General features: G+C 61.7%; 14 protein-coding genes, 1 tRNA gene and 3 pseudogenes. 11 read left to right on the top strand and 7 right to left on the bottom strand.

What is annotated here, in order from left to right:
* The 4 genes and pseudogenes from BJ122_RS19585 to BJ122_RS08890 all read left to right on the top strand — a co-directional run.
* Positions 1-171, top strand: a pseudogene (locus BJ122_RS19585) (chemotaxis protein CheW); the annotation flags it as partial.
* Positions 172-214: 43 nt separating this feature from the next.
* Positions 215-1,099 carry a CheR family methyltransferase gene (locus BJ122_RS08900; protein WP_110780710.1) on the top strand — a complete coding sequence of 295 codons (885 nt, stop codon included), beginning with the start codon at positions 215-217 and terminating at the stop codon, positions 1,097-1,099.
* Positions 1,100-1,111: 12 nt separating this feature from the next.
* Positions 1,112-1,423 carry a PilZ domain-containing protein gene (locus tag BJ122_RS08895; RefSeq protein ID WP_110780709.1) on the top strand — a complete coding sequence of 104 codons (312 nt, stop codon included), beginning with the start codon at positions 1,112-1,114 and terminating at the stop codon, positions 1,421-1,423.
* A gap of 152 nt (positions 1,424-1,575) precedes the next feature.
* Positions 1,576-2,823 (top strand): EAL domain-containing response regulator, encoded by a 1,248-nt coding sequence (locus tag BJ122_RS08890; protein ID WP_110780708.1) that lies wholly within the window; start codon positions 1,576-1,578, stop codon positions 2,821-2,823.
* A 197-nt stretch (positions 2,824-3,020) separates the two neighbouring features.
* Here BJ122_RS08890 and BJ122_RS08885 read toward each other — a convergent pair whose 3' ends face one another.
* The gene (locus BJ122_RS08885; RefSeq protein ID WP_245407666.1) at positions 3,021-3,347 is read right to left on the bottom strand and encodes an Hpt domain-containing protein; all 327 of its coding nucleotides are present in this window, start codon (positions 3,345-3,347) and stop codon (positions 3,021-3,023) included.
* Between the two features lie 566 nt (positions 3,348-3,913).
* Here BJ122_RS08885 and BJ122_RS08880 point away from each other — a divergent pair.
* Positions 3,914-4,546: a response regulator transcription factor gene (locus tag BJ122_RS08880; protein WP_110780706.1), complete on the top strand. Its 633-nt coding sequence runs from the start codon at positions 3,914-3,916 to the stop codon at positions 4,544-4,546.
* Positions 4,547-4,715: 169 nt separating this feature from the next.
* On the opposite strand, the gene BJ122_RS08875 is transcribed toward BJ122_RS08880, so the two are convergent.
* Together BJ122_RS08875 and BJ122_RS08870 are read right to left on the bottom strand one after the other, a co-directional pair.
* Positions 4,716-5,498, bottom strand: a complete 783-nt coding sequence (locus tag BJ122_RS08875) for an SDR family oxidoreductase (protein WP_110780705.1) — start codon at positions 5,496-5,498, stop codon at positions 4,716-4,718.
* A gap of 30 nt (positions 5,499-5,528) precedes the next feature.
* Positions 5,529-6,206, bottom strand: coding sequence for a CvpA family protein (locus BJ122_RS08870; RefSeq protein ID WP_347337803.1), 678 nt, complete (start codon positions 6,204-6,206; stop codon positions 5,529-5,531).
* A 12-nt stretch (positions 6,207-6,218) separates the two neighbouring features.
* On the opposite strand from BJ122_RS08870, the gene BJ122_RS08865 reads away from it, so the two are divergent.
* Positions 6,219-6,980, top strand: a complete 762-nt coding sequence (locus tag BJ122_RS08865; protein WP_110780704.1) for an SDR family oxidoreductase — start codon at positions 6,219-6,221, stop codon at positions 6,978-6,980.
* Between the two features lie 58 nt (positions 6,981-7,038).
* Here BJ122_RS08865 and BJ122_RS08860 read toward each other — a convergent pair whose 3' ends face one another.
* Positions 7,039-8,646, bottom strand: a complete 1,608-nt coding sequence (locus BJ122_RS08860; protein ID WP_110780703.1) for a GMC family oxidoreductase — start codon at positions 8,644-8,646, stop codon at positions 7,039-7,041.
* A 112-nt stretch (positions 8,647-8,758) separates the two neighbouring features.
* Positions 8,759-10,192 carry a coniferyl aldehyde dehydrogenase gene (locus BJ122_RS08855; protein ID WP_110780702.1) on the bottom strand — a complete coding sequence of 478 codons (1,434 nt, stop codon included), beginning with the start codon at positions 10,190-10,192 and terminating at the stop codon, positions 8,759-8,761.
* Positions 10,193-10,495: 303 nt separating this feature from the next.
* Between BJ122_RS08855 and BJ122_RS08850 the strand changes: the two genes are divergently transcribed.
* Positions 10,496-10,572: transfer RNA gene (locus tag BJ122_RS08850), tRNA-Met, on the top strand.
* Positions 10,573-10,588: 16 nt separating this feature from the next.
* Positions 10,589-10,921, top strand: a complete 333-nt coding sequence (locus BJ122_RS19580; protein ID WP_245407665.1) for a hypothetical protein — start codon at positions 10,589-10,591, stop codon at positions 10,919-10,921.
* A gap of 324 nt (positions 10,922-11,245) precedes the next feature.
* Here BJ122_RS19580 and BJ122_RS19575 read toward each other — a convergent pair.
* Positions 11,246-12,283, bottom strand: a pseudogene (locus tag BJ122_RS19575) (recombinase family protein); the annotation flags it as partial.
* A gap of 19 nt (positions 12,284-12,302) precedes the next feature.
* A complete protein-coding gene (locus BJ122_RS08840; protein WP_110780725.1) occupies positions 12,303-12,494 on the bottom strand; it encodes a hypothetical protein in 192 nt (63 codons plus the stop codon).
* 302 nt (positions 12,495-12,796) lie between these two features.
* Between BJ122_RS08840 and BJ122_RS08835 the strand changes: the two genes are divergently transcribed.
* From BJ122_RS08835 to BJ122_RS19820, 3 genes and pseudogenes are all read left to right on the top strand, one after another.
* Positions 12,797-13,096, top strand: a complete 300-nt coding sequence (locus BJ122_RS08835; protein WP_010335689.1) for a type II toxin-antitoxin system TacA family antitoxin — start codon at positions 12,797-12,799, stop codon at positions 13,094-13,096.
* A 4-nt stretch (positions 13,097-13,100) separates the two neighbouring features.
* Positions 13,101-13,610, top strand: coding sequence for a GNAT family N-acetyltransferase (locus tag BJ122_RS08830; RefSeq protein ID WP_110780701.1), 510 nt, complete (start codon positions 13,101-13,103; stop codon positions 13,608-13,610).
* A gap of 43 nt (positions 13,611-13,653) precedes the next feature.
* Positions 13,654-13,867: pseudogene (locus tag BJ122_RS19820) on the top strand (site-specific integrase); the annotation flags it as partial.
* Positions 13,868-13,878 lie beyond the last annotated feature (11 nt).

Below are 13,878 nucleotides of genomic sequence, written 5' to 3'. Positions count from 1 at the left end.
ATCGGCGAAGTGCTGAAACTGCCCGACGACAGCCGCGAGACCAACCCCGTCAACCTCGACCCCCGCATGGCCACCATGGCCTCCGGCGTCCACAGGCTCAACGGCCAGCTCATGGTCGTCCTCGACGTCGATAAGGTGCTGGAACTGTCATCGACTGCACAAGCCGCTTAATTGTCGAAGCTCGCCGGAACCGGATCGCATCAGGGAAAGCATCATGACGCCGCTTGATTACGACTATCTTCAGAAGATTCTGAAGGAACGTTCCGGTCTGATGCTGTCGTCGGACAAGAAATATCTGCTGGAAAGCCGGCTGTTGCCGCTGGCGCGCAAGATGAATCTGCCGGGCATTCCGGAGCTGGTGCAAAAGATGCGCTCCGGTTCGGAATCGACCATCCGCGACGTGGTCGAAGCGATGACCACCAACGAGACCTTCTTCTTCCGCGACAAGACGCCGTTCGATCACTTCAAGAACAGCGTCATCCCGGAACTGATCAAGGCGCGCGCCAATCGCAAATCGCTGCGCATCTGGTGTGCGGCGGCGTCCACCGGGCAGGAGCCTTATTCGCTGGCGATGATCCTCAAGGACATGGCGGGCGAACTGGCCGGCTGGCGCGTCGAGATCATCGCCACCGACCTGTCGCCGGAAGTGCTCGAAAAGTCCAAGTCCGGTCTCTACACCCAGTTCGAGGTGCAGCGCGGCCTGCCGATCCAGATGCTGGTCAAGCATTTCAAGCAGGTCGGGACCATGTGGCAGCTCAACGCCGATACCAAGTCGATGGTGCAGTACCGTCAGTTCAACCTGCTGCAGGACTTTGCACCGCTCGGCAAGTTCGACGTGATCTTCTGCCGCAACGTGCTGATCTACTTCGATCAGGCCACCAAGACCGATATCTTCAACCGGCTGATGAAGGCCAATGAGCCCGACGGTTATCTATTTCTCGGCGCCGCAGAAACTGTGGTAGGCTTGACGGACGCGTACCGGGTCTGTCCGCAGCGTCGCGGCGTCTATCTGCCGAACGTCGGTGCGGCCCGCGCGCCAACCGCTACTGCTTCGCTGCTCGCTCCCTCCTTGAAGACGAGCGCGGTCGCAGGGCGATAGCAGGAGGTTGCTATGGCGACCGAAAATGCTGCTCCAGAACGAGTCACGTTTGGTCGTGGCTACAACGTCTGGATCATGGGGATCGATGGCACCTGGCGCCGCAACTGCATCCTGAAGGCGGTCTCGGCGGTCGATGCCGAGCTGGAACTTGAGGGGTCGATCGAAGGGCTCAACCTCAAGGAGTTCTTCCTGCTGCTGTCATCGACCGGTCTCGCCTATCGGCGCTGCGAACTGATCCGTGTGAACGGATCGGAGATCGACGTTCGCTTTCTGAAGAGCAAGGGCAAGACCAAGCCGAGGCGCGAAGAACAGCTGGAAGCCTGACGGCTTTTCGGCGAATTTTGTGAGATACCCCGACATCTCGGCGATCGGCATTACCCTTCGTTCACGCGCCACGCCTAACCTTGATCCTGTCGAAAACGGTTGCGAGCTGCGGCAAAAAGCGCCGGAGCCGCTCCGCTTTTGGGAGCGCTGCAATGCCGGACTCCACGATTGTTCAGCCGAAACAATCAGTTCTGATTGTTGACGATGATCCCATTCAAGGACAGCTGATCAAGGATGTCTGCAGCCGCATCGGCTATGCGGCCGTGTTCGCGCAAAGCTATGAAAGCGCGGCCGCCGCGCTCACCAGCCATCGCTTCAGCCACGTCACCATCGATCTGGCGCTCGGCGAGCGCGACGGCATTGAACTGATCCGGCTGTTGTCGGGATTGCCGGAAATGCCCCGCGTGATCGTGATCTCGGGCTGCGAACAGCGCATCCTCAACGCTGCCGTTCGATTGGCGCATAGCGCCGGCGCTTGTGATGCCGTGTCGCTGCCAAAACCGATCGAGCTGAAAGCGCTGCGCGAGGCGCTGATGGTGCAGCCTTGCGACTGCAAATCGATGCGCTGCGCCGAGCCGCGCAAGACTGACGTGATCACCATCGATGATTTGAAGGAAGGTTTCGCCAATGGCGAGATCTTCGCGATGTTCCAGCCCAAAATATTGCTGACCACCGGCAAGCTGGTCGGCTGTGAAGCGCTGGCGCGCTGGAATTCGCCGAAATTCGGCATGGTTGCGCCCGATCGCTTCATCTCGCTGGCTGAAGAAGCCGGGCTGATCAAGCCGCTGACGCTCTTGATGCTGCGCGAAGCAACGGAGCTGACCCGCGATCTGCTGCCGACTGTGCCGGGCTTTTCGGCCGCGGTGAATTTCTCGGCGACGCTGTTGGCGGACCCGACCGTTCCTGAGGATGTCGAGACCATCCTGGTCGACCGCAAGGTTCCTGGTAGCTCGCTGATGATCGAAGTCACCGAGACCACCGCGATGAGCGACGTCGCCAAGGCGATGGACACGCTGCTGCGGCTGCGGATCAAGGGCTTTGGCATTTCGATGGACGATTTTGGCACCGGCTATTCCTCGATGTCGGTGCTGGCGCAGATGCCGTTCTGCGAACTCAAGATCGACCGCACCTTCATCAAGGGCTGCCTGGTCGATCAGGATCTGTGGAAGGTGGTGACCTCCGCGGTCGCGATCGCGCGCGCTTACAACATGAAGGCGGTCGCCGAGGGCATCGAGGATCTCGAAACGCTGTGGGCGCTGGAGTCGATCGGCTGCCATATCGGGCAGGGCTATGCGATCTCGAAGGCGCTGCCGCGCAGCGAGTTCCTGCAGTGGACCGACAATTGGGAACGCCGGGTGCGCGACAGCCTGCTGCGAATCCCGGAACGCAAGCACGCTTAGTGCGGGCCCTGCCGGTTCCCTGAGCGGAACCGCGCGGTCATGCGTTTTGTCGGTTCGACAAACTCACAGGATGGTCAGCGCGCGATCTGCCGAGTTTTCATCATTGATAGCGATAGCGGCTTGTTTGGCTGCCACGCAATCCGCAGACCGGCGGCCGTGTGGTCGATAGCGCATCGAACAACGGCCGCGCCGACGGTTCACCCGGTGGTCAGCAGTATCAGCTGATCAGTGCCGGCACCGACGGTGCGCGCCTGGTCGAACAGCGAACGTAGCCGGCCGGTCAGGGTACGATAGCCGGTCGCATCAAGCTCATGCGCGTTGTTTTCCAGCTCGCGCGCGGCATCGGCCAGTTCGAACAGGCCAAAAGTTCCCGCGGCGCTTTTCAGCGAGTGGGCCTCGCGCTGAATGGTGTCGCGCGCGCTGTCGAGCGCAGTGCTCTCGAACATTTTGAGCCTTGTTTCGGTGTCCCGGACAAAAACCTTGGCGATTTCCTCGACCGCTTCCGCGCCGATTTCGTCAGCCATTGCATCATAGGTAGCGCGCGGCACCGCGAGCGTCGTGCTCTGCGCGGCTGATACCGCGGGCGGCGGCGTGACGCTTGGCGCAGCGCTGACGGACGGGTCATCGTCAGCGGTGTTTTGCAGAAATCGCGTGAACAGCGATTTCAATGTGGAAGGTCGGGGAGACGATTCATTCATTCCGCTGTCTCGACGCTCGAGGTGTGGCAGCCGCGCCGACGCCGGCTGCTGCCGTTGCTGTGTGCTTCGCCCTTAGGGACGCAGGCTCGCCGCGCTCGATGTCCGAGTGCGTGCCGTTTGCTGAGCCTAGATTGGCGGTCTCCAAGCTCGATCAGAGGGTTGTCGAGCCGAGCAGATCAGATGCCGGATCATATCTAACACTTTCGATCAGTACTGCGTCTGTCATCCCCGGTTCATCTGTTCAAAACGGAACATACTGAGCGCTTTATTTTGAAGCGACAGTAAGTAGTTGTCCTGATTTCATGCTATCTTTAGGTTAAGACTATGACCCGTATGATTACGAGGCTTTTCTGGTTGCGCGACTCGGCTAATCTGATCACGGAGTAGAGATCATGGATGCAAATACACCAGCGCGCGAAATTTTCGTGGTCGATGACGACCCGGCGGTGCGGGAAACGCTGTCGATTGTGTTGTCGGCCGCAGGGTATCAATCGATCTGTTTTGCTGATGGTGATGCGTTGCTGGCAGTGGCGCGCACCCGCTGTCCGGCTTGCATTCTGCTTGATGTCCACATTCCCGGCCGCTCGGGTCTCGACATTCTCGAAGAGCTGCATGCCGAGCAATATCCGGCGCCGATCTTCATGATTTCGGGCAAGGGCGATATCGCGATGGCAGTCAATGCCATCAAGAATGGCGCGCTCGATTTCATCGAGAAGCCATTCCGTGGCTCAGAAATTGTGACGCGGGTCGAAGAAGCGATCGAAGCGTTTTCGCGGCGTCGTGCCGCGGGCTCGGCTCTCAAGGTGCCGACCTTGAATTTCCCTGGGCGTGAACCGCTGACCATGCGCGAACGCGAGGTGCTGGAGCTGTTTTCGGCGGGCAATACCAATAAGGAAGCCGGCCGGCAGCTCGGCATCAGCCCGCGCACCATCGAGTATCATCGCGCCAACATCATGAAGAAACTCGGTGCCAAGAACGCCACCGATCTGGTTCGGATCGTGATGTCGGCCATGCCCAAGACCTGATCTCCAACGACCTGATCTCCAACGACCTGATCTCCAACGACCTGAGCTCCAACGACCTGAGCTCCAACGACCTGAGCTCCAACGACCTGAGCGTCCCCATCCCGCTCGGGTTTAGGCGATCACGGCAAGCCGTGATCGCCTTTTTTTCTTGCCGACGCCAGCTTGGTGACTACAGCGTTCCTGGAAATGCCCCGCCATCCATCAGCAGGTTCTGGCCGGTGATGTAGCCGGCCTTGGCGCCGCACAGAAACGCGCAGGCCTGGCCGAACTCGGCTGGATCACCAAAGCGGCCGGCCGGGTTTTCTGCCATACGTGTGCGCAAGATCTGCTGCACCGGAACGCCCGCGGCCTTGGCCTGCGCCGCGGCGACGCTGCGCAGCCGGTCGGTGTCGAACGGGCCCGGTAGCAGCGCGTTGATGGTGACGTTGTGGCGCACGGTTTTGCGCGCCAGTCCGGCGACGAAGCCCGTCAGTCCGGTGCGCGCACCATTGGACAGGCCGAGCACGTCGATCGGCGCCTTCACCGCCGCCGAGGTGATGTTGACGATCCGGCCAAAGTGCCGTTCCACCATGCCATCGACCGTGGCTTTGATCAGCTCGATCGGCGTCAGCATGTTGGCATCGAGCGCCTTGATCCAATCGTCGCGGCCCCAATTGCGGAAATCGCCGGGCGGCGGCCCGCCGGCATTGTTGATCAGAATGTCCGGCGCGGGGCAGGCGGCGAGCGCCGCGGCGCGTCCTTCCGGCGTGGTGATGTCGCCGGCGACTTCGATGATCTCGACCTCGGGATAAAGCCGCCGCAGTTCCGCAGCGGCCTTGGCCAGCGCCTCGGCGCCGCGTGCTGTCATGGTGACGTGGACGCCTTCCGCAGCCAGTGCCGCGGCGCAGGCATGGCCCAACCCCTTGCTGGAAGCGCACACCAAAGCGCGCCGGCCTTTAATACCCAGATCCACGGTTTCCTCCTGACATTGACGGGCAAACTGTCAGGCTACATCAGGCCGCCGCGCTGTGCCTAGGCACGCGCGGCAAGCGGCGCGGGGGATGCGCTGCGTGCGCTTGAGCTGTTCGATATAGCTCGTGGCTTCCGGCGGCAGCTTTTTGAAGCCGAGCTGTCCGGCCTGGGACAACAGCGGACGCAGCTGCGAGCCCACCAGGAAAGACGGCGTCACCCGCGGCGGCAACAGCGTGTCGAACACCAGCACCATGGTGATCGCCACCAGCACGATCCGCACCGCGCCGAGCGCGGCGCCGCCGATCCGGTCGGCGACCCCGATCTGTTGGCCGGTGAGATCATCGATCGCCAGCCGCAGCAGGCCGCCGAACGCCATGCCGCACAGCACGAACACCACGATGAATAGCAGCGAGTTTTGCAGCGGCGGCAGGCCGGCGCCATGGTCGAGCCGCGGCGCGACAAAGGACGTGATCCACAGCGCCACCGGCATCGCGATCAGATAGCCGATAATGGTGGCGGCGCTGCGCAGCAGCCCCGATTTGAACCCGAACGCAATGCCGAGTGCCAGCGCCGCATAGACCACGGCATCAAAGCTGTTCATCGGCATGTTGCTCCCCTGGTCCGGTCGAAATTCGTCGGGCTTGATCTGCCCGGCTGTCGTGTCGTTTGCTTCGCCGATCAGGCGCGCTATCAGTGCGGCAATGATCATCGGGAGGCGCCCATGTCCGGGATATTCGACGTCCGTAAAGAAACCGTCCTGATCACCGGGGCGTCGCAGGGGCTCGGCAAGCAATTTGCCCACGTGTTGGCGTCGCACGGCGCGGCAGTGGTATTGGCGGCCCGTCAGATCGGTAAGCTGCAACAGCTTGAGGCTGAGATCATCGCCGCTGGCGGCCGCGCCGCCGCGGTTGCGATGGATGTCAGCGATCTGGCGTCGATCGCCCCGGCCATCGATGCCGCCGAGGCCAAGCTCGGCGCGATCACTGTGCTGATCAACAATGCCGGCATTGCGGCCGAGAAGCTGGCGCTCGAGCACAGCGCCGCCGATTGGGATGCGGTGCTGGGTGTCAATCTCAAGGGCGGCTATTTCGCCGCCACCGAAATGGCGCGGCGCATGGCGCAGCGCGGGCAGGGCGGCAATATCATCAACATCGCCTCGGTGCTCGGGCTCGGCGTAATGAAGGGGCTGTCGTCCTACGCGATTTCCAAGGCGGCAATGATCCAGGCCACCAAGGCGCTGGCCTTGGAATTTGCCGCGCACAACATCCGCGTCAACGCGCTGGCGCCAGGCTATATCGACACCGAGATCAACCATGATCTGTGGGCGACGCCGGCCGGCGAAAAACTGGCCAAGCGCATTCCGCAGCGCCGGGTCGGCCGCGAGGACGATCTCGATGGCGCGATCCTGCTGCTCGCTTCAAACGCCTCGCGCTACATGACCGGCAGCGTGATCACGGTCGACGGCGGCTTTACGCTGACATAGCGAAAGCTCGTCGCGCGCCGCTTGATCCGGCAACGCGCGTCCCACCTCTCCCGAGGCATCAATTCATGCGCAGCTCGTTGCGGATCATGTCGGCGGCTTTTTCGCCGATCATGATCGCCGGCGCATTGGTGTTGCCTCCGATCAGCGTCGGCATCACCGAGGCATCGACCACGCGCAGCCCGTTGATGCCATAGACTTTGAGCTTGGGATCGACCACCGCCATCTCGTCATTGACGCCCATCTTGCAGGTGCCGACCGGGTGATAGACGTGATCGACTCGGGCGCGCAGAATGGCGCGGATGTCGTCGTCGGTGTTCACATCGGCGGTGAACAGGTCCTTCTGTTGCAGCGCGCGTAGCGCCGGGGTTTCCATCAGCCGCCGCGTGGTCTTGAACGCCGCCACCATCGATTCCAGATCATCGGCTTCGCCGAGCAGATTGGGATCGATCAGCGGCGCGGCGGTGGGATCGGCGCTGCGCAGCGCAACGCTGCCCCGGCTCTTGGGTCGCAACAAACAGACATGGCAGGAGAAGCCCGTGGCGAGCCGCCGTTTGCGGCCGTGATCCTCGACCATCGCCGTGCCGAAATGCAGCTGGATGTCGGGAATGTCGAGATCGGGCCTTGTTTTGAGAAAACCGCCGCATTCGGCGAAATTGGTGGTGAGCTGGCCGCGGCCTTCGCGCCGATAGCTGCCGATCGACAGCAGCACGCGCATCAGCGCCGGCAGCGAGAAGCCGGTGAACCACGGCTTGTCGCTCTGATAGGCGAAGATGAAATCGGGATGGTCCTGCAGATTCTGGCCGACGCCGGGCAGATGGTGCAGCACCGGCAGGCCATGGGCGGCGAGCATGGTGGCTTCGCCGATGCCGGACAGCATCAAGAGTTGCGGGCTCTGAAATGCGCCGGCCGACAGGATTACTTCGCGCCGCGCGAATAACTTGCGCAGCTGATCGCCCTGGCGGAATTCCACGCCGATCGCGCGCTTGCCCTGAAACAGAATGCGGGTGGTGATGGCCTTGGTCTCGACCCGCAGATTGGCGCGCTTGCCCATCACCGGATGGATGTAGGCGCGCGCTGCGCTCCAGCGCTCGCCATTATGCTGGGTCACCTGATAGAGGCCGAGCCCCTCCTGCTCCTCGCCGTTAAAATCCTCGCGAATCCGGAACTGGGCTTCGCGCGCCGCCTGCAGATAGATGTCGTGCGACGGATTGTCGGTGCTGACATTGCTGACGTGCAGCGGCCCGCTCTGGCCGTGATACTCGCCATTGAACACCGCGTTGTTTTCGGAGCGTTTAAAGTAAGGCAGCACGTCGGCATAGGACCAGCCGGTGTTGCCGAGCGACGCCCAATGGTCATAGTCCCATTTGTGGCCGCGGATATAGATCATGGCATTGATCGCCGATGAACCGCCCAGCGTCTTGCCGCGCGGCTGATAGCTGATGCGGCCGTTGAGGCCGCGCTGCGGCACCGACTCGAAATGCCAATTGTTGAGCTTGCTCGGCACCATCAGCGACAGCGCATAGGGCGTTTTCACCAGCCAGCTATCGCCGCGGCCGCCGGCTTCCAGCAGCGCCACCGAGGTTGCAGGGTCTTCGGATAAACGGCCGGCCACCGCGCAGCCTGCCGAGCCGCCGCCGACCACGATGAAGTCGAACGTATCGCTCATGTTTCCTCCCCTGAGGACGCTCTTTTTTTGAATCGTTTTTTTGAATCGTTGTGGTGTTGTTGTTATTGGCCGCGGCGCGGCTGCGCCGTCGGCAGCATTGGCGCTGGCCCGATCAGGACAGCAAGCGCAGCAGCTTGGCGAGCCGCGCGATCTTAGCGCCATAGGGCGGATAGAGATCGGCAAGCCGGTTGTAGGGCGATCGGTAGAACACCGGCTTCAAGTGGCTGAACGTGTCAAAGCCCCATTGGCCGTGATAGGCGCCGATGCCCGACGCGCCGACCCCGCCCATCGGCTGGTTGATCTGCGCAAAATGCACCAGGCAATCATTGATGGTGACGCCGCCCGACACGGTGCGCGCCAGCACCTCGTCGCGCGCGGCGTCGTTGCTGCCGAACCAATACAGCGCCAGCGGCCGGTCGCGGCCATTGATGAAGGCGATTGGCTCGCTTGGGTCGTCATAGCCAAGCACCGGCAGCAGCGGCCCAAAAATCTCCTCCTGCATGATCTTCATGTCGGGGGTGACGCCAGTCAGCACCGTGGGCGGGAATTTGCGCACCGAGCGCCAGGCGGCATTGTCCGGCGTCGCCGATTGCAGCACGGAAGCGCCTTGCGCCTTGGCGTCGGCCAACAGCCCTTCGAGCCGCACATAATGCTTGTCGGCAATGATCGCGGTGTAATCCGGATTGCCCGGGTTCTCACCGAACATCGCGATCATGTGCCGCTGCACTCTGGCGGCAAAATCCTGGACCTTGTCGCGCGGCACCAGCGCATAATCGGGCGCGATGCAGGTCTGGCCGGCATTCATCAGCTTGGCATAGGCGATGCGCTGCGCCGCCACATCAAGGTCGGCAGAGCGATCGATGATGGTCGGCGATTTGCCGCCGAGCTCCAGCGTCACCGGGGTGAGATTGCGCCCGGCCGCTTCGGCGACAATGCGGCCGACCCGGGTCGAGCCGGTGAACACCAGATGATCGAATGGCAGCGCCGCGAAGGCGGGGGCAATATCGTCCTCGATCCCGGTCACCAAGAGTTCGGTCGGCTCGAATGTCGCCGCCACGGTCTCCTGCAGCAGCGCGGCAAAGCGCGGCGACAATTCGCTCGGCTTGATCATCACCAGATTGCCGGCGGCGATCGCGCCGATCGCCGGTGCCAGCGTCAGCTGCAGCGGATAATTCCAGGGCGCGATGATGCCGACCACGCCGAGCGGCTGCGGCAGCAGCCGGTTGCTTGCCGGCCAGAATTGCAGCTGGGTCGACACCGACTTGGGCGCCATCCAGTTTTTCAGATGCTTGCTGGTGTGCTTGAGCTCGCCGAGCAGAAACAGCGTTTCGGCGATCAGGGTCTCGATCGCGCAGCGATGGCCGAAATCGGCCGAGATCGCCGCGGCGAACCTTTGTTCATTGTCGCTGATCAGCGCGCGCAGCCGCGCCAGCCGGTCGAGCCGGGTGGCGAGCGGGGGCGGGGGCTGCTGCCGCGACGCCTCGACCATGCGATGGAACGAATCGTCGAGCGCCCTGCGCCCAAAACTGTGCACGGACTGGTCCATGGAGCCCTCGCGGCCTGCTTGTGTCTGCGTTTCCAGGGCCGATCGCATGCCGGCTTACGGACAATGTTCGCAGGAGTTGCAGCGCCGGGCAATGGAAACCGCGCCGGCCGCCGGGCCTTCGTCATATTTCTTGAAAAATTCCGCCCACGGGGCTTCCCAAACCCGCTCAGCATTGCTACACACCCCTCGCACCGCAGCCCCCGGGCGCGGATGTCCTCCCAGGAAGCCTCCAGATGGGAATGTCGCGCCAGTTTGGCGTGCCAAACTCGTTTTTGAGGTGTTGTGAGGATTGCACCGGTTTATCGCGGGATGGAGCAGCCCGGTAGCTCGTCAGGCTCATAACCTGAAGGTCGTAGGTTCAAATCCTACTCCCGCAACCATCTTTACCGGCGTCGATTGCAAGTTGTGATCGATGCCGGTCCCCGCAACCATCTTTACTTGCTCGGGCAACAAGTGAAGATTAGATCCAGCCCCCGCAACCATCTTTACTTGCAACCCCGTAGCGCCCGCTGCGGGGTTTTTGCTTTGCGTGGAAATCGTAAGGATTCCAGCAAGATCGCCTTGAACGTCGATCTCCACCTTGCCCTCAACAGGCGTCAGCACGATCTGATCCACCAACGAGCGAATTGTGTCGGCTGCCTCTACCCGCTTGCCCTCTTCTTCATCCTGAAGCGACTCGTAGAGCTGCTGGATGCGCTTGCGATATTGCAGCGCCATGCTCGGGTGTAGCAGGGGCGGCGGCTCCTCCGCTTCGGCGAGGAAGTGCTTCAGTTCCACCTTACGGGCTTCAAGCTGCTTCATGTCTTCCACGATCGCTTCAATCGGCCCGCCGGATTTAATTGCAGTCAGCAGCTTCGTCAGTTCCCGATCAATCTTCGCGATCTCGGCTTCGGCTGAGGCAATACCGGCGCGGCCTTCCATCCGCAGGCGGTTCATCTCTTGCGTGAATACCTCGCAGAAATGGGCAAACAGCTCAGGGTCAACGAGTCGGGTGCGCAGCGCATTCAGCACGCGCGATTCCAACTCGTCGCGGCGGATATTGACCCGGTTGTCGCAGGTGCCTTTGTTGCGAGCTGTCGAGCATCCGATCAGCGTTGCCGAGATCGCGGAGTACCCGCCACCACAGCATGAACATTTGGTTAGGCCCGAGAAGAGGTATTTGGGACGCCGCCGGTGATTGACGGTGCGGACATCTGTGTTGCCGTTATCGTCGCGGGTGAGCTTGTTCTTCTCCTGCCGTGCCTTCACAGCATTCCAGAGATCGTCGTCGAGGATCCGGAGCTCTGGCGTCTCCTGGATGACCCATTCCGATTCCGGGTTGGGGCGCGCCTGCCGCCTTCCGGTGTTCGGGTCCTTTACGAAGCGCTGGCGGTTCCAGACGATCTTGCCGACATACATCTCATTATTGAGGATGCCGTTGCCACGCTTCGGGTTGCCGTTGATCGTGCTGAAACCCCAGTCGCCGCCCGAAGGGGCCGGAATGCCGTCCTTGTTCAGTGCAAAAGCGATGGTCTTTGCCGACTTACCGGCGGCGTAGTCGCGGAAGATGCGGAGAACGACGGCGGCCTGGTCTTCGTTGATGGTGCGGTCGCCGCGAATGGGTTCGCCATTGACGTCCAGCTTCTTGACCACATCGTAGCCATAGGAATTGCCGCCACCCGATTTGCCAGCCTCGACACGGCCGCGCTGGCCGCGGCGGGTCTTGTCAGCAAGATCTTTAAGGAAGAGGGCATTCATCGTGCCCTTCAGACCGACATGCAGATGGCTGACCTCGCCTTCAGACAAGGTGAACATCTTCACATCCGCATAGGACATGCGTTTGAAGATGCCGGCGATGTCTTCCTGATCACGCGAGAGGCGATCCATCGCCTCAGAGAGGATCACGTCGAACCGGCCGCTCATGGCGTCGGTCATCAGGGCCTGGATGCCCGGACGGATCAGGGATGCTCCTGAAATCGCGTGGTCCGTATATTCTTCGATGACGTGCCAGCCCTGCTTTTCGGCATGGAGGCGGCACATGCGAAGCTGGTCGGCGATGGAAGCGTCGCGTTGATTGTCAGAAGAATAACGGGCGTAGATCGCGACTTTCAAAACATTGCTCCCATCCGCATCAGGAGGTGCGCTTCCCCCTTTGCCTGGACAACTTCACTTCCTCTGCAAAGCATTCCCGTGCCGCCTGCTTTGCCAGGATGCCGACCAGACGCAGAAGGCGAGGGTCGGGACTGCCGCACGGCGTAAACATCAACTCCGGCGCGTCCAGCAGCAAAGATTCGAGCAGCGCTTCGCGCTCGGCTACTGTCATCTTTGCTGTGTTTTGTGGGGCTCGCAAGGTCATAACTGACAGCATTCGTCCCATGCCCGGCATTAGCAACGAAATTTGCGGGCGAACATTTGGCGGCGTTCAGTGTGCCAATGCGCGTTATGGCGTGCGGCGGCGTAACATGGCGTGCCATGGCAGAGTAAAATGACCTGTCGGAATCGCTCGATGTCGCCGTCATCTTTTGCCTCGTTGCTGGTCCCTCGGAAGCTGTTGCTTGCAAATGAGACTTTATCGTATTGTAATTAGAGATACAAGGCGCTATCTTCCGACTAAGGAGACTCGCCATGGGCAACACTGCCGAACGCAAGGAATATCCGATCTCGATGCGTCTGCCCGAAGCGGATGTTGCCATGATCGATCGCGCCGCCAGCCTGCGCGGCCGCTCGCGCACCGATTTCGTGCGAGATGCCGCTGTGCGCGCGGCCGAGGAGGTCGTCATGGAGCAGGGCCTGATCCGGATGAGCCCGGAAGGCTTTGCTCAGTTCATGGATGTGCTGTCGCGCCCGGCCGCTCCTGTTCCGGAGATGGTTGAAGTGCTGAAGCGGCCTGCGCCGTGGGAGCCCGGCTACGCGGCGAAGCGGTAATCCCTTGCTGCTTTCAGGACCCGAGCTGCTTTCCGCCGCCCACGATGTTTCCCAGTTTTCCTGTGGCAAGCCGACGCTCGACCACTGGCTGAAAACCCGCGCGCTCTCCAATCAGCAGAAGGGCTTTACCGCCGTTCTCGTCGTGCATGAGGCAGGGCGTGTAGTGGGATATTACGGCCTTGCACCAACAGCCGTTGTGCCATCGGTGCTACCGCGCTCCATCCGGACGGGGCAGCCGCCTAGTCCAATTCCCTGCATGCTGCTTGGTCAGCTCGCGACCGATATCGGCTCGGCCGGGTTGGGCATCGGGACTGGCCTTGTGAAGCACGCCCTCCAACGGTGCGTTCAGGCCGCATCGCTGATCGGTGGGCGGGCATTGATGGTCAACGCCGTCGACGGGGAGGCTGCCGAATTCTGGCAGCGCCGAGGATTTGAGCCTACCAGAGATGATGAACTGGTCCTGTTTCGCTCGATCAGCGATATTGCTGCGTCGCTCCGTGAGGCTGGAAGGTGAATAGCCCCATGTTTGGTGGACGTCTTCCTTGCTAAATTGAGGCAAGGACCTGCGCCGGACATTCAAGACGGTGACCGGCAAGGCGAGGATCTCGAAGGAAATCCGCGACCGCCTCCAGAACCACGCGTTGCAGGATGCCAGCTGCGAGAAGCATGACTGCTAGGCACTACATGGTGGAAAAGCGCGCCGACATGACGAAAGGGGAAAAGTTCGTCTCAGCCACGCTTGCCAAGAAGTGCCGGAAGGGCATGCAATAGCCCGGCGTTCG

Source organism: Rhodopseudomonas faecalis (assembly GCF_003217325.1).
In the GTDB taxonomy this organism is placed as follows: Bacteria; Pseudomonadota; Alphaproteobacteria; order Rhizobiales; family Xanthobacteraceae; genus Rhodopseudomonas; species Rhodopseudomonas faecalis.
The sequence above is the reverse complement of the archived record's forward strand: the minus strand, read 5'-3'. Positions and strand labels throughout refer to the sequence as shown.